A 16,742-nucleotide genomic window follows, 5' to 3' on the forward strand; every position below is an offset into this window, starting at 1 on the left:
ATTATATTTTTTATTAAAAACTTATGCTTGTTTTAAATAAGTCTCCATCAATATCTATTTCAAAACTTCCACCTTGGGCATTTACAAGTGAACTTGCAATTGATAAGCCAAGTCCTGAACCTGGAGTATTTCTAGATTCATCTCCCCTTGTAAATCTTTCAATTAGCTCACTAGCTGAAATATTTAGTGGATATTTAGAAATATTTTTAATTGTTAAATTAACTTTGCCTTCATTTTTTAGGTCGATATAAATTCTTGTGTTTTCTAAAGCATACTTATAGATGTTTGACATCAAATTATCTATTATTCTAGATGTTTTATCTCCATCAAGATTTAATATTACAGCTTGATCTGGAGATTTAAATTGTATATCTAGATTTTTTTCTTTTAATTTATCTTCCCACTCTCCAACGACTTGTTCAACAAGTGCCTTAAAGTCAATTTTTTCTAAGTTTAGTTCTACATTATTTGATGCTACTTTAGAAACTTCAAATAAATCATCAATTAAACTTTTTAATTTTAATGACTTGTTGTGGATTATTTCTGAATACTTATTTATTTCTTTTTTATCCAACTTATCATCTCTTATAAGTTCTGAGTAATTAATAATCGATGTAAGAGGAGTTTTTAAATCATGCGATACATTTGTTATAAGCTCAGTCTTTAATCTTTCAGATTTTACAGCATTTTCTATTGCTTGATCAAGATTGTTTGTTATTGTATTTACATTTTCTCTTATTGATTCGAATTGATTTTGATCAGAAATTTTTACATCATAATTTCCTGATGAAATTGCTTTTGTTACTTCATTTATTTCTGATACTGAATCTATGAATTTTTTTAAGAATTTAAAAGCAAGTGTTACTAAAATTGCCCATAGTATAAAAACTATTAAGCCCATTCCATATTCAACAACTGAGTTGCAAGCTATAAATCCTAGTAATAAAAGACCTATATAGATTGCTATGGCATACTTTCTATAGTCTTTATTTGCCAGTTTAAACATACCATCATTGGCACTCGAGAAAATTCTTTTGAAAAATCTTGATAAGCTTCTACATATTCTTACAATTATTGAATTATCTATTAGTTTTGCTTTAGACCCTTCATTATAGATAGCTTTTATCGAATTTATTAAATAGATACAAGCTATAGATCCAGTAAATACTAGGATAAACTCAGCTATAAAAGCAAGCTTTGTGTAGCTTTTTAAATTAATTCCAAGCTCCCTTATGATATTAAAGTCATTGTAAGAATAGACTATCATTGCTAGGGCAAATCCCCAAGCTATGCAAGCTATAATAACAATTTCAATTGGAAATTTTACCAAACCTTGATAAAAAGACAAGTTATATGATTTTTTATAGTCCATTGAAATAGCAAAAACTGTTGCTACAAGCAAAGCTCCAATAACTACCAAAACTATAGAACTTAAAACCATATTAGAATAATTAGCACTTTCCTTTAAATCAGCAAAATATGCAGAGTTTGGATCAAAGCTATAAGCAAAATTAATTTTCTTAATGCTATTTTCTTCACTATCAATATTTTTATAAACATTTTTAAGAGAACTTATAAATAAATTAACATCTCTTTTATCAAGTTTATTATCATCTATATTTGTCTCTGTAAAGTTTATATTTCCATTTTCATAATAACCTTTTACAAAAAATTTTTTCCCATTAGCATCATCAATTTGAATTTCTTGAGGATCCACTTTTGCACTTGTAAAGTTATTTGAAAGATAGCTTGTCTTGTATTCTGGCTCTTCTGTCTTATAATAATTACTATTTTCTAGTTTGTTCTTACTAATACCATAAAACGATTCAATATCTTCACCGTTTCTTATTGCATTATCAATTTCATTTCTTGAATAATATTGATAATATCTGTCATCTCCAGAAGAAACTACAACATTGTCTGGATATTTGTCCTTATATTCTTGGGTATAAGGATAGTTCACAATCTTATAAGACCTAATATAATAATCTATGCCTATTTCATCTTGGCTTACTTCGAATCCAAGACCATCATACATATCATCATACAAGGAAGAATCAATAACATCATAAATTCTTCCACTATATCTTGAATTAGAAAGATTTGTATTTTTAGCACCTTTGTTATTTCCTATTAAAAATACAGATACGATTGTAGCAAGTATAGACAAAATTAAAATAAAAGACCAAACAAAAGAATTACTATACCTAATATTTCTTTTTTCTTCCATTTTAAAACCTCCTTTTCTTAAGATTTTTTATAGGGATCTACAAATTTATAACCAAGACCCCAAGCAACTTTTAAATAGCGAGGTTTTTTAGGATCAATTTCTATTTTTTCTCTTATCCTTCTGATATGGACAGTTACAGTTTTTGCTTCTATTGCAGGCTCATCCCAAACTATTTCATATATTTCTTCAATCGAAAATACTCTGTTGGGATTTTTCATTAAAAGCTCTAGAATTTTATATTCTATCGAAGTTAATTTTATTACTTGATCATTTATAGAGACATTTTTTTCTAAACTATTTAGCTTTATATCTCCAATTTGAATAATCCCTTCTTGAGCCTTGGAACTTGCTTGATAATTATAAAATCTTCTAATTGCTGAGTTTACTCTAGCAACAAGTTCCAGAGGGTTAAAAGGTTTAGTAATATAATCATCAGCTCCTATATTTAATCCTATAACCTTATCAAAATCTTCAGATTTAGCAGATAAAATTATTATTGGAATATAAGAATCCTCTCTTAATTTCAAAATTGCATCTTCCCCGCTAAGTTTGGGCATCATTAAATCCATCAAGATTAAATCAACCTTATTTTCATTAAAAACTTTTACTGCCTCTTCCCCATCTTCTGCAAACAGGGTGTTATAACCTGAATTTCTTAAATATATAGCAATAGATTCTCTAATTGCCTTATCATCTTCTGCTATTAGTACTGTATATTTGTCCATGTCTTACCTCCAGTATTATAGTAACAGTTAACTTTAACAAAAAAATTTAGAATTTATTAAGAATATATTAAAATCACATTTATTATTTAATTATATATGATTTTTTCTTAAAACTTAATCATGTTATAATTAATAAAGGTGATAAATATGGCATATGATGGATCTGTTCTTAGGTCTGTAATATATGATTTAAAAGATAAATTAGTAAATGCAAAAATAGATAAAATCTATCAAGTCAATGATTTTGATATAGTAATAAATTTTAGAAATTTAGGACAAAGATATAAATTATTTATATCTGCAGCAAATAACAATCCTAGGATGTATCTTAGCGACTACAACTATTCAAATCCACAAAACCCTCCAGCTTTTTGTATGCTGCTTAGAAAGCACTTAGAAGGTTTTAAGGTTGAGAATGTTGAACAATATAAGATGGATAGGATTTTTAGGATAGACATAAATTCTAGAAATGAACTAGGCGATGAACTCAAAAAATCTCTTTTTGTAGAAATTATGGGCAAGCATTCAAATATAATACTTGTTGAATCTGATAGTCTGTCCATTATTGATTCTATAAAAAGAGTAAACTCTAGTATGTCCAGAGTTAGACAAATCTTACCAAGATTAAAATATGAGATTGAACCTATTTCAACAGCCGAAAATCCTTTGGTAGAAGATGCTTTTATAAATAATATAGATATATTTAATCCAAATAAGGCTATAAAAAATAATATAATAAAATCCTTTACAGGTATATCTGCTCTGATGGCTAGTGAAATTCTATATAGGGCAAGGGTTGATGAGTCTAAAGCGACAAACTCATTAACAAAGGAAGAATTTGACTCTATAAATAATTCATTTAATGAAATTATGAGAGTTTTATCTAGAAATGAATATTCCCCAATTTTAATATATAAAAATAATAATCTTTCAGACTTTTTTTCAATTAATCTTGAATACATAAGAGAAGAAGATAAAAAATCTTTTGATAACATAAGTCAAATGCTGGAATTCTATTATAGTGAATCAAAAAATAACCAGTTAATTCTAGATAAGAGTCAAAATATAAAAAGGATTATCAAGAAAAATATAGATAAGGAAAATAAAAAGCTAGCTAAGCAGTCTGATGAATTAAATTCATCTTTAGACCGAGATAAATATAAAGTCTATGCAGACCTAATATCTGCAAATGCTTATAAAATCAAAGCTGGTGATGAATCTGTTCTTGTAGAGAACTTTTATGATAATATGAATGAGCTTGAGATAGATCTAGATAAAAAGCTAAGTCCTCACGAAAATGCAAATAAATATTATAAAAAGTTTTCTAAATTAAAACATGCAGAAAAAGTTTTAAAAATAGAAATTCCAAAAACTAAGTCCAAGATAAATTATTTAGAAAATCTAATGCTAAATCTTGAGCTTAGTGATAGTGAAGATGATATTGATGAAATAAAAGATGAATTACACGAAACAGGATATTTAAAAAGATATAAAAAACATAAAAATAAAAAGAATAAATTAAAAATTTTAAAATATGAAACTGAAAATGGGGATAAAATTTATTGTGGTAAAAATAATAAGCAAAATGAACATATAACTTTCAAACTCGCTAATAGAGAAGATTTGTGGTTCCACGTTAAAGATGCTCCTGGATCTCATGTTATTTTAACAAATGATAATTTTGATTTTTCTGAAGATAGCATAAAAAAAGCAGCCTATGTAGCTGCTATGAATAGTTCTGTTTCAACTTCAAATAATATTTCTGTCGATTATTGTAGAAAAAAATATGTAAAAAGACATCCAGCAAAAATGCCTGGACTAGTAGTCTATACAGACTATGATACTATCAATATAAAAAAAGATGATATTAATTTGAATGATTTGAAAAAAATATAAAAAATAAAATATAATTTATAAAAATAAGGATTCGATATATATATCGAATCCTTATTCTTCATCTTCATCTATGAAGTTTAATCTCTTAAGTACCAACTTATAACCATCTGATCCATAATTTAAAGATCTGTTAATTCTAGAAATTGTTGCAGTACTTGCACCAGTTTCTGATTCAATTTCATGGTAAGTTTTGTTTTTAATAAGTAATTTTACAACTTGAAGTCTTTGAGCAATCGCTTGAATTTCTTTGATAGTACAAATATCTTCAAAAAATCTATAGCATTCTTCTAAATCTTCTAAAGCCAAAATTGCTTCAAATAAACCATCAGTTTGTTCATTTTTTATTTTGGAATTAAATACCATAATACGTCCTCGCTTATAATTCTTTATTCATTTTTACAACATCTTCTTCTAACTCTTTTTTATAGTCAAGTAATTTTTGACTTAATTTTTCATCGCTAAGAGCTAATATTTGAATAGCAAGTAATGCAGCATTTTTTCCACCATTGATTGCAACAGTTGCCACTGGCACTCCTGATGGCATTTGAACTGTAGCAAGTAATGCATCAAGTCCATCAAGTGTCGATGATTTTACTGGCACACCAATTACAGGTATTGTTGTATTTGCTGCTAATACTCCTCCAAGGTGAGCTGCCTTACCTGCAATTGAAATAATTGCTCCAAATCCATTTTCTTTAGCATTCTTTGAAAATTCAAAAGCTCTTTGAGGTGTTCTATGAGCTGAAATGACTTCAACTTCATACTCTACGCCAAATTTATCAAAAACTTTAACTATATCATCACTAATTTGTCTATCACTAATACTTCCCATAATAACTGCTATTTTCATTTTGTCCTCCTAATTATAAGGGTTTTATAACTCTTAAAATACATTAATATACTAACAATTTTGAGTATTAAAGTCAAACTATAAAATAAAAGAAGGCTCAAAGGCCTTCTTATTAATATTCGATAAATTTATCAGCTTTACATCCACAAATTGGGCAAGCTTCTTCGCTATCGTCAAATGTAATATATCCACAAACTGGACACATTAATATTTTTTCTGCTTCAAGGTCTTTACCTTCATCTACATATTTTTTTGCTTCTTCATATCTATCTGCATGAACTTTTTCAGCAGCTGTAGCAAATTTCATAGCTTTAATAGCTTCTTTTTCTTCTTGCATTTCAGCTACTGCAATATATGCTGGATACATTTGAGTGCTTTCAAAAATTTCACCATTTCTTGCTGCTACTAGGTTTTCAGAAGTGTTAGAAATACCAAAACCTGCCATTGAAACTACTGGGAAATCTCCGTTAACATCTCTAAGAGCATTAAAATGTAGAGTCGCGTGTACTCTTTCTGCGTCTGCTGTTGCTAAGAAAAGTCTTGCTACATTTTCAAAACCTTCTTTTTTAGCTACGTCTCCCCAGATTAGATATCTCATATGAGCTTGAGATTCTCCACCAAAAGCAGATCTTAAATTTTCTCCTGTCATTTGATTCATAAATATTACCTCCTATAAATTTTACATTCTACTTTAGTATTATACCCTATTTAATTTATTTTATGAAAAATATTTCAATATATTTCTGGATATCAAACTATACTTTCCAGCTTTTTAGCTTGATCATCAGTTATTAATGCATCTATTATATCATCAAGTTCTCCATCCACAACAGAGTCTATTTGATGAATTGTAAGATTAATTCTATGGTCTGTTACCCTACCTTGTGGATAGTTATAGGTTCTAATTCTTTCAGACCTATCTCCAGTTCCTATTTGCATTCTTTTTTCATTACTTAATTCCTCATTTTGCTCTTGAAGTTTTAAATCATACAGTTTAGTTCTTAAGATTTTCATTGCCTTATCTTTATTTTTAAGTTGAGATTTTTCATCTTGGCATGAAATAACTATTCCTGTTGGTATATGTGTAAGTCTTACTGCTGAGTCTGTTGTATTTACAGATTGGCCACCATTACCTGAAGACCTAAATACATCAAATCTTATGTCTGATTGATCTATTTCAATTTCAACATCTTCAGCTTCTGGAAGCACAGCTACAGTAACAGTTGATGTGTGAATACGTCCTGAGCTTTCTGTTTCAGGAACTCTTTGAACTCTATGAACTCCTGATTCATACTTAAGTCTTGAATAGGCTCCCTTTCCAATTATCATGAATATAACTTCTTTGTAGCCACCTATTCCAATCTCGTTTGTATTCATTATATCTACTTTCCAATTATGTCTTTCAGCATACCTTACATATTGCCTAAATAAAACTCCTGCAAATAGAGCGGCTTCATCTCCACCAGCTCCAGCTCTAATTTCAACAATTACGTTTTTATTGTCATTAGGGTCTTTAGGAATTAATAATATTTTTATTTCTTCTTGTAATTTTAATAATTTTTCTTCATCTGACTTTAATTCATCTTTTACAAGGTCTTTAAAGTCATCATCTATTTTATCCTCTAAAAGCTCTTTATTTTCAGCTATTCTTTTTTCAGTTTCTTTTATTTCTCTATATTTTAATACTATCGGCTCAATTTCAGCATGCTCAATAGCTGTCTTTTGATATAACTTAGAATTATTTATTACCTCTATATCTATTAATTTTGCCTCTAGTTCTTTGTATCTTTTTTCAAATACTTCTAAATTACTATACATCAATTTCTCCTTTACTAGCTATTATAACTCTATCTAAAGATGATAAATCTTTTATGCAGCTGTGATTATAATTGCTTAACAATTGATAAATATCTTCTTTTTGATCATATCCAATTTCTAATACTAAAAATCCATTCTTAGATAGATATTCATCTAAATCTTTAATAATTCTTCTATAAAAAATCAAGCCATCGACTCCACCATCAAGCGCAGTTATAGGTTCATAAGATATTTCTTTTTGCAGTTTAGATATTTCTTCTCTTTTTATATAAGGTGGATTAGAATATATCAGATCATATTTTTTACAAACATTCGAATATATATCGCTTTTAAATACTCTGACATTTGATAAATTATGAAATTTTATATTTTTCTTGGTATTAGAAATAGCCTTGTCTGATATATCTATGCAGTCAAATTCTATATCTTCATTTTCTTTAGCTAGACTAATGCTAACAATACCAGTTCCAGATCCTATTTCTAAAATATTTTTAATTTTATTTTTTGAAATTATTTTAGAAATTGTCTCAACACTTATCTCTGTATCTCTTCTTGGAATTAAAACTCCCTCATCTACATAGAATTTATTTCCATAAAATTCAGTTTCACCTAGTATATACGCTAAAGGCCATCCATCAGATCTTTTTTTTAAGATATCTAAATACTTATTGCTGATATTTTCAGAAAGATTCTCATCTTCATGGCTTATTATATAAGATAAGTCTTTATCCAATAGCCCTGATAAAATCAATCTAGCTTCATAATAAGGATTTGTATATTCAGAATCATTTAGATAGTAAATAGCCTTCTCTAAGAGCTTTTTTATTTCCATACATCACTTACTCCATCTTCTGGAATTACTGCTTTCAAACTTGTTATTGCAACTTCTATCATAGAATCATCTGGTTCTCTAACAGTTGCAAATTTTTGTATAGCCATGCCAGGCTTGGCAAGCAACTTACATATTTTTTTGTCACTTTTACCAATTACTCTATTTACTTCATATGCAATACCAGCAATAATTGGTAAAGCTATAATCCTTGTTAAAATTCTCATACCAATTGATGGCCATCCGAAAAAGGATAAAACAATAATTGATATAATCATAACCATAAATAAAAAACTTGTTCCACATCTTGGATGAACTATAGGATATTTTCTTACATTTTCAACTGTAAGCTCTTCTCTTGCTTCATAGCAGGATATAGACTTATGTTCTGATCCATGGTATTCAAAAACTCTTCTTATATCCTCTAGTTTCGAAATATAATAAATATATATTCCAAAAACTAATAATCTTATTAAACCCTCGACAAGATTTAATAAAACTTTAGAATCTAATTTATCTTTTAGTAACCCAGCAACAAGACTTGGTAAAATCATAAAAAGACCAGCGGCAATAGCGAATGATACTAGTATGGTAACTGCCATAACTACATCATCATATTTATCTTTAAATATTTTTTTAAAAAAACTATCCTTATTACTGCTCTTTTGAACTTCATCTTCTTCCCAAAAAGAAGCAGAATATGTTAAAGAGTCAATTCCTACTTTCATAGCATCTATTAATTTATAAGCGCCTCTAATTATAGGAAGTTTTAAAATTTTAAATCTATCCGATAGGTCATTTATTTCTTCTACTTTCAACTCTATTTCTTTGTTTGGTTTTCTAACGGCGATAGCAATTTTTGATGGTCCTCGCATCATTACCCCTTCCATTAGAGCTTGCCCACCAATGTTTGTCTTGAAAGCTTCTTTTTTTATTCCACTATCCATAAGTCTCCTTAAATTAAAATGGTTAGCATATGCTAACCATTAATATATTATTTATTATCTTGTCTATGATACTTTTTGTTGAATTTTTCAATACGTCCACCGTGATCACTAAATTTTTGTTTCCCAGTAAAGAATGGGTGGCATTCTGAACATATTTCAACTTTTAAATCTTCTTTAACTGAACCAGTTTTAAAAGTATTACCACATGCACAAGTTACTGTTGCTTCCTTGTATTCAGGATGTATACCTTTTTTCATTTATATCAACTCCTAGCATAAAATAAATTAATATTTATTTTTTCAGATTTTCTTTAATGTAATTCTTTAAATCTATATTTTCTCCATCTTTTGTTACAAGATAAAAATCATAATCATTTACATATCCTGCACCAACTCCTAGGATTGCAGCAAGTGGAGCTATTATTGCACCAAAAGCCGAAACAGCTAGTGATAAAGATAATATAGTTTCATCATTCTTTTTAACTAATAATCTACTTGCTTTTCCTTCTTCCCAAAGATTTTCAATGGCTTCTTTTATGTCATCAAAACTTATTGGTCCTTTTTTACTATTCTTGCTTTTGTAATCTTCGTCAAAAGTAGAAACTGAGTTGCGAATTTTTTCAATAGCTAAATCAACATCTCCATCAGTATCCAATAAAGCTTTTCTAACAACTTCGTATGAAGAATTTGTAGTATCCATTACATAGTCAATTTTTTCCATAGTAATCATAATATCACTCCTATAATATTAAACTCTTATCTTTTTATCAAATATATTATAGTCTACACTTATATTATACTACATAAGTAAAATTATTTAGTATTATTAAATTTTAGTTAGCTTTAGCTAAATCAACTAATTTTGTAAATGCTTCTGGATCATTGATTGCTAGCTCAGATAACATTTTTCTGTTTATATTTACATCGGCTTTTTTTAAGCCACTTATTAATTTAGAATAGCTGATACCATTAAGTCTTGCAGCAGCATTAATTCTTGTAATCCATAATTTTCTAAAATCTCTTTTTCTTTGTTTTCTACCAGCAAAAGCGTAATCAAGAGATTTCATAACAGCTTGATTAGCTGGTCTATATAATTTTGATTTTGCACCAAAGTATCCTTTGGCTTGTTTTAAAACTTTTTTATGCTTTTTCTTAGCATTTACAGCTCTTTTTACTCTAGCCATTTATTTTTCCCTCCTCTTAAGGAATCATGTGATTGATTCTTTTCATATCCGCTTTGCTTACTATTCCAGATTTTCTTAATTTTCTAATTCTATCTGGTGATTTTTTACCTGTTAAATGACCTTTATATGCAGAGAATCTTTTTAATTTACCAGATGCAGTTCTTTTAAATCTTTTTGCAGATCCTCTATGAGTTTTCATTTTTGGCATATATAACCCTCCTATTTTTCCGTATTGGCAGATAAAAACATGATCATGTTTCTACCTTCCATTTTCGGTTTTTTATCTACAACACCATGCTCAGAAATTAATTCAGTAAATCTATCAAGCACTTGTCTTCCCATGTCAGTGTGTCCCATTTCTCTACCTCTAAAGCGTACAGATACCTTCACTCTGTCACCATTATCAAGAAACTTCTTAGCCTGATTTGCTTTTGTATTTAAATCATGCTCTTCTATGTTCGGAGTAAGTCTAATTTCCTTAATGTTAATTATTTGTTGCTTTTTCTTAGCCTCTCTCTCCCTCTTCATCATGTCATATCTATATTTGCCATAATCCATAATACGACAAACTGGTGGCTTTGAATTTGGAGCAATTTTTACTAAATCTAGCCTTGCATCAAACGCCATATCAAGAGCCTTATTTCTAGAAACTACGCCTACTTGATTTCCTTCACTATCGATTAGTCTAACTTCTTTATCTCTTATTTCTTCATTGATTTGAAGTTCTTTAATCTCTAAGCACCTCCATATAATTAAAAATGCGGACAAAAAGTCCGCAAAAATAGATTAATAACTATTATAAAATAACCTTATAACCCTTGGAATAAGGTGAGAATCGGACTTCTTCTTAAACACAAGTGATATTATAGACTATAACTTGTTCTTTGTCAATTATTTTTTATAAATTTATTTTTCTTACAAAGATATTATTTCTATAATTTTATAAATCAAAAAGACTTAATTGATTAGATTCTGGAAGTCCTTTTAATATATTATTTTTCTTAAGAATTTCTATATTTGATCTAGTCGCACCAGTTTTTTTAGTAAAGTCTTCTATAGATAAATATTTTGTATTTTTTGAAGCTTCAGCTATATTGTTTGCAACTTGTTCTCCTATTCCAGAATAGGCTCTAAAAGGTAATAATATTTTATCATCTTCTACTTGAAATTTATTTGAAGATGATTTATATAAGTCTACATTTTTAAACTCTAAGTTTCTTGCATACATTTCAAGTGCAACTTCCAAAACTGTTATTTGAGATTTATCATTTGCAGATAACTTATCTTTTGAATTTTTTATATCTTCAATTTTTAATTTTATTGCATCTGGTCCTTGCAATATTAATTCTGCATCAAAATCTTGTAATTTTATTGTAAAGTAAGTCGCATAATAAGCTAGTGGATAGTGAATTTTAAAGTATGCTATTCTAAAGGATAAAGTAACATAGGCTACAGCATGTGCTTTAGGAAACATATACTTTATTTTTTCACAAGATGCTATATACCAGCTAGGAAGGTCTAGATTTTCCATAATCTCTCTTTGCTCATCAGTCAAGCCCCTTCCCTTTCTGACTCTTTCCATGGTATCAAACGCCATCTTATTTTCAGCACCTGCTCTTATTAAATAAAGCATTATATCTTCTCTTGTACAAATCACCTCATTTAATTTAGCTTCATTGTTTTTTACAAGAAGTTGTGCATTGTTTGACCATACATCTGTACCATGTGACAAACCAGATATCATTACAAGCTCTGAAAAAGTGCTTGGCTTAGTTTCAATTAACATTTGCATAACGAAATCTGTTCCAAATTCTGGTATGCCTATGGTTCCTGTACTCGCTTCATATATATCACTGTTTAAATTTAAAATTTTACTTGATGAGAATAAAGATAGTGTTTCTTTATCACTCAAATCGACTTCTAAAGGATCTAGTTTTGTTAAATCTTCCAACATTTTTATAAATGTAGGACCATCGTGACCAAGTATATCAAGTTTTAAAATTTTTCCATGTATAAAGTTGTAGTCAAAGTGAGTTGTTATTGTTCCTGTTTTTTTATCATCTGCCGGATACTGAATTGGTGTAAAGTCATAAATTTCTTTACTTTTTGGACAAATCATTATACCACCTGGATGTTGTCCAGATGTTCTCTTTACTCCGACTATCTTCTTTACTAATCTATCAATCTCTAATTTTCTTATATCTTCATTTTCAAAGTAAGTTTTTACATATCCATAAGCAATTTTTTCTGCTATCGTTCCAATTGTTCCTGCCCTAAATACATAACCTTCTCCAAACAAGTCTTCTGTAAATTTATGAGCTCTTGGTTGATATTCCCCAGCAAAGTTTAAATCTATATCTGGTTCCTTGTCTCCGTAAAATCCTAAGAATACTTCAAAAGGTATATTGTGTCCGTCTTTTCTCATTGGACTTCCACAATTTGGACAATCTTTATCTTCCAAGTCAATTCCTGAAATTGATCCAACATCATCTGGAAATATTGATGTTTTACAGTTTGGACAAATATAGTGAGCTGGAAGTGGATTTACTTCTGTTATAGAACTCATAGTCGCCACAAAAGATGATCCAACAGACCCTCTCGATCCAACATAATATCCATCGTCATTTGATTTTTTTACTAATTTTTCAGCAATTATATATAGAACTGAATAACCATTTTTAATTATTGAATTAAGTTCTTTTTCAAGTCTTTGAGACACAATTTCTGGAAGATCATCTCCATAAATTTCATGCGCTTTTTTATAGCACATGTTTTTTAAATCTTCCTCTGCACCTTCTATAACTGGTGGAAATTTGCCATCAGGTATTGGCTTTATCCCATCTATTGAATCAGCTATCATATTTGTGTTTTCTACAACAACTTCATAAGCTGCCTCTTCTCCTAAATATGATAAATCAATTAAAAATTCTTCTGTATTTTTAAAGTAGAGAGATTTTGGAGTATTCCAATCTCTATAAGTCTTAACTTTTTGCCCACTTAAAACTATTCTTCTAGCTATATCATCATCTTCATCTAAATAAAATACATCTCCAGTTGCCACAACAGGAATATTTAAATCCTTACCTAATTGATATATTTTAATATTAATAGATTTTAAATCATCTAGATTTTTAACAAGTTCCTGACTTATGTAAGTCATATTATTATCTAGTGGTTGAATTTCTAAATAATCATAATAAGATGCAATTTCTCTTAAATTCTCTTCACTTTCCCCATTATAGATTGCAGTAAAAAGTGGAGATGATGAATTTCCACTTCCTATCAACAGACCATCTCTATACTTGTCAAGTAAAGTTCTTGGAATCTTTGCAACCCTATTTACATAATTAAGATGTGATTCACTTACTAATTTGTATAAGTTCTTCAGACCAATTTGATTTTTAACCAATATACTTACTGATGATTCAAACAAGTTGGCAGCGTCTATATTCTTTAATAAATTATTGATTTCATTTACTTTATTAATATTGTATTCTTGATTTGCAATTTTTAACATCTTAATAAAGACTTCTGCAGTTGCTTGAGCATCATTCACTGCCCTATGTGCTCCAACCAAAGAAACTCCTAGCTTTTTAGAAAGAGCAGATAAATTAAATCTTTTAATTCCTCTAACACAGGATCTTGCAAGTTGAAGTGTGTCAAGAACTGGATAATCAAAATCAAATTTTGCTTTTTTAAATTCTCTTCTTATGAAGGAAATATCAAATTTTGCATTATGAGCAACCAATACACAGCCTTTAGTAAAATCTCTAAAGTCTCCAATTATTTCTTCGACTGTTGGCTTATCACTAAGTATTGCATTTGTAAGTCCTGTTAATTCTTGTACTTTTTGAGGAATAGCCTTCTCTGGATTTATAAGTTGAGAATAACTATCTACAATATGTCCATCTACTATTTTCACAGCACCAATTTCTGTTATCTTATCTGTTCTTGGAGAAAAACCAGTTGTTTCAATATCAAATACAACGTAATCCTGGTCATGTAGACTTTTTTCCAGATTATAATTTTTTATAATCTTTTCTTGATCATCTACAAAGTTTCCATCAAGTCCATATAATACTTTTATTCCATATTTTTCTGATGTTTCCATAGCTTCTGGAAATCCTTGAACATCAGCAGTATCTGTTATTGCAAGAGATTCCATTCCCCAATACTTTGCTCTTTTAGCAAGTTCGTCAAAACTTGTTAAACCATTCATCGAAGACATTTTACTATGAAGCTTTAATTCCACTCTTTTTTCTTTGCTATTGTCTTGTCTTATTGGATTAGATGATGTTTCTAAATACTTTATCCAAATAACTTCGTCTTTTGCAAAATTATCAAAGCTAACATCTCCGGTTATTATGTAATTATTTCCAATAGAGATATTGTTTAAAAACTCTTCATTTTTTTCCTTGCTTAAAAAGGCCTTTGCAGCTATTGATGAAGTATGGTCTGTTAGGCTTAAAGATATTATAAATTTACCATTTTTTAATTCCGTAGAAGATATATCAAACAAGTCTGCTTTTATAGTAACTCTTGAATTAATAAAGATATCTTTGATATTAGTTATATCTAAAATATCTTTTTTGCCATATTTAAAGTTTTTAACTTTTTTACTTTCTTTTTTCTCTTTAGATTTTTTATTTACAATATCTGTATTTTTTGCAAAATCTATTTCTTCTTTATTTATATTTTCTATATAATCTTCAATATCGTTATCGCTGCAATCTTTAATATTTTTATCTAAAGAAATAGCTACAGAATATGAATCATATTTGCTTAAATCTTTTTCAATTTGCTTATACAATTGATTGTTTTGCATACTGTAATATAAGCCTTTATTTGGAATAAAGATTTCTACTTTTTTATCAACAATATTTATATTTATATCATCTATGCAGACCTTTGAAGAGGGATTATACTTTAAAATATAATCCCTTGTAAGTTTATCTATATCAATTTTTTCTTCAATTTTTTTATAGGAAAAAGATAGTACAAAATCTTTTAGATTCTCTGAAAGTGAATTTTCATATTCTTTAAGTTCAGTCTTTTCTATATCTTTTTCTATCAAGCAATTAAAATATAGCTGCATTTTATCATCATTTAATGATATGCTTTCAAATTTCAAATATTTTTCTATATTTTTGCTAGTATTTATTTGTAATTTCTTATTTAGTTCTATAGTATCTAACAAAAAATCACCTACAAATTTTCTATTTCCTTCATTAACTCATCTAATAATTGATTTTCAGGGACTTTTTTTATTATTTCTCCCTTTTTAAAGATTACACCTTGTCCATTTCCACCGGTAATCCCTATATCTGCTTCTCGTCCTTCTCCAAGACCGTTTACTACACAGCCCATCAAAGCAACCGATATATTTTTATCTACTTTTGAAAGTCTATTTTCTGCTTCTTTTACAAGTTCTATAAGATCGATTTTTGTCCTCGCACAAGTTGGACAGGCAATTATTTCTACACCTTCTTGTCTTAGTCCTAAAGATTTTAGAATTTGCTTGCCAACCAGAACTTCTTCTACAGGATCATCTGTTAGAGAAACTCTTATAGTATCTCCTATTCCTTCAGCTAATAGGGTTCCCATGCCAACTGAAGATTTTACTATTCCAGCAAGACCCATTCCTGATTCAGTAATGCCAAGGTGAAGTGGATAATCAGATATTTCAGAAAATTTTCTATATGATTCTATTGAAAGATTTACGTTACTTGCCTTTAAAGATACTTTTATTTGGTTAAAATTTAATGATTCTAAAATATTTATATCTTCTAAAGCACTTTGAACTATAGAATCGCTATTAACTCCATTAAATTTATCCAAAATTTTTTGGTTTATAGATCCAGCATTAACTCCAATCCTTATAGGAATATTCTTATCCTTGCAGGCAGAAACAACTTCTTCTACCTTCCACTTTTCTCCTATATTCCCAGGATTTATTCTTATACAATCTGCCCCATATTTAGCAGAAAGAAGTGCAAGTTTATAATTAAATTGTATATCTGCAACGCAAGGTATATTTATATTGGCTTTTATTTTTTCTATCGCTTGTGCATCTTCTAAGTCATTTACTGCAAATCTTATTATGTCGCACCCTGCTTCTTCCAATCTATGAATTTGTTTAATTGTGGATTCTACATCCTTGGTATTTGTATTTGTCATAGACTGAACGCTTATAGCTGAGTCTGCTCCTATATCTACATTACCAACTTTAATTAGTCTTGTTTTTCTTCTTTTAATCATTGAGAA

General features: G+C 28.7%; 16 protein-coding genes. 1 reads left to right on the plus strand and 15 read right to left on the minus strand.

Features of this window, described 5'->3' with window-relative positions; translation table 11 throughout:
- Positions 1–13: 13 nt before the first annotated feature.
- Both HGPB_RS04325 and HGPB_RS04330 read right to left on the minus strand, forming a co-directional pair.
- Positions 14–2,230: a sensor histidine kinase gene (locus HGPB_RS04325; RefSeq protein WP_019132472.1), complete on the minus strand. Its 2,217-nt coding sequence runs from the start codon at positions 2,228–2,230 to the stop codon at positions 14–16.
- Positions 2,231–2,247: 17 nt separating this feature from the next.
- Positions 2,248–2,955, minus strand: coding sequence for a response regulator transcription factor (locus HGPB_RS04330; protein ID WP_019132473.1), 708 nt, complete (start codon positions 2,953–2,955; stop codon positions 2,248–2,250).
- A 147-nt stretch (positions 2,956–3,102) separates the two neighbouring features.
- On the opposite strand from HGPB_RS04330, the gene HGPB_RS04335 reads away from it, so the two are divergent.
- On the plus strand, positions 3,103–4,851 hold the full coding sequence (locus tag HGPB_RS04335; protein ID WP_019132474.1) for an Rqc2 family fibronectin-binding protein: 1,749 nt from the start codon (positions 3,103–3,105) through the stop codon (positions 4,849–4,851).
- 51 nt (positions 4,852–4,902) lie between these two features.
- On the opposite strand, the gene HGPB_RS04340 is transcribed toward HGPB_RS04335, so the two are convergent.
- The 13 genes from HGPB_RS04340 to ispG all read right to left on the minus strand — a co-directional run bounded on the left by HGPB_RS04340 (position 4,903) and on the right by ispG (position 16,736).
- Entirely contained in the window at positions 4,903–5,214 is a 312-nt protein-coding gene (locus HGPB_RS04340) for a YerC/YecD family TrpR-related protein (protein ID WP_019132475.1), read from the minus strand.
- A gap of 13 nt (positions 5,215–5,227) precedes the next feature.
- On the minus strand, positions 5,228–5,701 hold the full coding sequence (gene purE / locus HGPB_RS04345) for a 5-(carboxyamino)imidazole ribonucleotide mutase (RefSeq protein ID WP_019132476.1): 474 nt from the start codon (positions 5,699–5,701) through the stop codon (positions 5,228–5,230).
- Positions 5,702–5,813: 112 nt separating this feature from the next.
- Positions 5,814–6,359 carry a rubrerythrin family protein gene (locus HGPB_RS04350; protein WP_019132477.1) on the minus strand — a complete coding sequence of 182 codons (546 nt, stop codon included), beginning with the start codon at positions 6,357–6,359 and terminating at the stop codon, positions 5,814–5,816.
- A gap of 92 nt (positions 6,360–6,451) precedes the next feature.
- Entirely contained in the window at positions 6,452–7,519 is a 1,068-nt protein-coding gene (gene prfA, locus HGPB_RS04355) for a peptide chain release factor 1 (RefSeq protein ID WP_019132478.1), read from the minus strand.
- A complete protein-coding gene (gene prmC, locus HGPB_RS04360; protein ID WP_019132479.1) occupies positions 7,512–8,351 on the minus strand; it encodes a peptide chain release factor N(5)-glutamine methyltransferase in 840 nt (279 codons plus the stop codon). Before prmC ends, prfA begins: the two co-directional genes overlap by 8 nt.
- Entirely contained in the window at positions 8,342–9,295 is a 954-nt protein-coding gene (locus HGPB_RS04365; protein ID WP_019132480.1) for a DUF1385 domain-containing protein, read from the minus strand. Before HGPB_RS04365 ends, prmC begins: the two co-directional genes overlap by 10 nt.
- A 47-nt stretch (positions 9,296–9,342) precedes the next feature.
- A complete protein-coding gene (gene rpmE / locus HGPB_RS04370; RefSeq protein ID WP_019132481.1) occupies positions 9,343–9,552 on the minus strand; it encodes a 50S ribosomal protein L31 in 210 nt (69 codons plus the stop codon).
- Positions 9,553–9,586: 34 nt separating this feature from the next.
- Positions 9,587–10,024, minus strand: a complete 438-nt coding sequence (locus HGPB_RS04375; RefSeq protein WP_019132482.1) for a DUF4342 domain-containing protein — start codon at positions 10,022–10,024, stop codon at positions 9,587–9,589.
- A gap of 103 nt (positions 10,025–10,127) precedes the next feature.
- Entirely contained in the window at positions 10,128–10,478 is a 351-nt protein-coding gene (rplT, locus tag HGPB_RS04380) for a 50S ribosomal protein L20 (protein WP_019132483.1), read from the minus strand.
- Positions 10,479–10,494: 16 nt separating this feature from the next.
- On the minus strand, positions 10,495–10,686 hold the full coding sequence (gene rpmI, locus HGPB_RS04385; RefSeq protein ID WP_019132484.1) for a 50S ribosomal protein L35: 192 nt from the start codon (positions 10,684–10,686) through the stop codon (positions 10,495–10,497).
- Positions 10,687–10,697: 11 nt separating this feature from the next.
- A complete protein-coding gene (infC, locus tag HGPB_RS04390; protein WP_019132485.1) occupies positions 10,698–11,246 on the minus strand; it encodes a translation initiation factor IF-3 in 549 nt (182 codons plus the stop codon).
- 172 nt (positions 11,247–11,418) lie between these two features.
- Positions 11,419–15,675 (minus strand): PolC-type DNA polymerase III, encoded by a 4,257-nt coding sequence (locus HGPB_RS04395; protein WP_019132486.1) that lies wholly within the window; start codon positions 15,673–15,675, stop codon positions 11,419–11,421.
- A gap of 8 nt (positions 15,676–15,683) precedes the next feature.
- Entirely contained in the window at positions 15,684–16,736 is a 1,053-nt protein-coding gene (ispG, locus tag HGPB_RS04400; RefSeq protein ID WP_019132487.1) for a flavodoxin-dependent (E)-4-hydroxy-3-methylbut-2-enyl-diphosphate synthase, read from the minus strand.
- Between the last annotated feature and the right edge of the window lie 6 nt (positions 16,737–16,742).

The organism is Peptoniphilus obesi ph1, assembly GCF_000311865.1.
In the GTDB taxonomy this organism is placed as follows: Bacteria; Bacillota; Clostridia; order Tissierellales; family Peptoniphilaceae; genus Peptoniphilus_E; species Peptoniphilus_E obesi.

What these genes read in the sequence shown, in the direction of transcription:
- HGPB_RS04325 (WP_019132472.1), bottom strand. Translation starts at nt 2,230, where the DNA reads ATGGAAGAAAAAAGAAATATTAGGTATAGTAATTCTTTTGTTTGGTCT.
- HGPB_RS04330 (WP_019132473.1), bottom strand. Translation starts at nt 2,955, where the DNA reads ATGGACAAATATACAGTACTAATAGCAGAAGATGATAAGGCAATTAGA.
- HGPB_RS04335 (WP_019132474.1), top strand. Translation starts at nt 3,103, where the DNA reads ATGGCATATGATGGATCTGTTCTTAGGTCTGTAATATATGATTTAAAA.
- HGPB_RS04340 (WP_019132475.1), bottom strand. Translation starts at nt 5,214, where the DNA reads ATGGTATTTAATTCCAAAATAAAAAATGAACAAACTGATGGTTTATTT.
- purE (WP_019132476.1), bottom strand. Translation starts at nt 5,701, where the DNA reads ATGAAAATAGCAGTTATTATGGGAAGTATTAGTGATAGACAAATTAGT.
- HGPB_RS04350 (WP_019132477.1), bottom strand. Translation starts at nt 6,359, where the DNA reads ATGAATCAAATGACAGGAGAAAATTTAAGATCTGCTTTTGGTGGAGAA.
- prfA (WP_019132478.1), bottom strand. Translation starts at nt 7,519, where the DNA reads ATGTATAGTAATTTAGAAGTATTTGAAAAAAGATACAAAGAACTAGAG.
- prmC (WP_019132479.1), bottom strand. Translation starts at nt 8,351, where the DNA reads ATGGAAATAAAAAAGCTCTTAGAGAAGGCTATTTACTATCTAAATGAT.
- HGPB_RS04365 (WP_019132480.1), bottom strand. Translation starts at nt 9,295, where the DNA reads ATGGATAGTGGAATAAAAAAAGAAGCTTTCAAGACAAACATTGGTGGG.
- rpmE (WP_019132481.1), bottom strand. Translation starts at nt 9,552, where the DNA reads ATGAAAAAAGGTATACATCCTGAATACAAGGAAGCAACAGTAACTTGT.
- HGPB_RS04375 (WP_019132482.1), bottom strand. Translation starts at nt 10,024, where the DNA reads ATGATTACTATGGAAAAAATTGACTATGTAATGGATACTACAAATTCT.
- rplT (WP_019132483.1), bottom strand. Translation starts at nt 10,478, where the DNA reads ATGGCTAGAGTAAAAAGAGCTGTAAATGCTAAGAAAAAGCATAAAAAA.
- rpmI (WP_019132484.1), bottom strand. Translation starts at nt 10,686, where the DNA reads ATGCCAAAAATGAAAACTCATAGAGGATCTGCAAAAAGATTTAAAAGA.
- ispG (WP_019132487.1), bottom strand. Translation starts at nt 16,736, where the DNA reads ATGATTAAAAGAAGAAAAACAAGACTAATTAAAGTTGGTAATGTAGAT.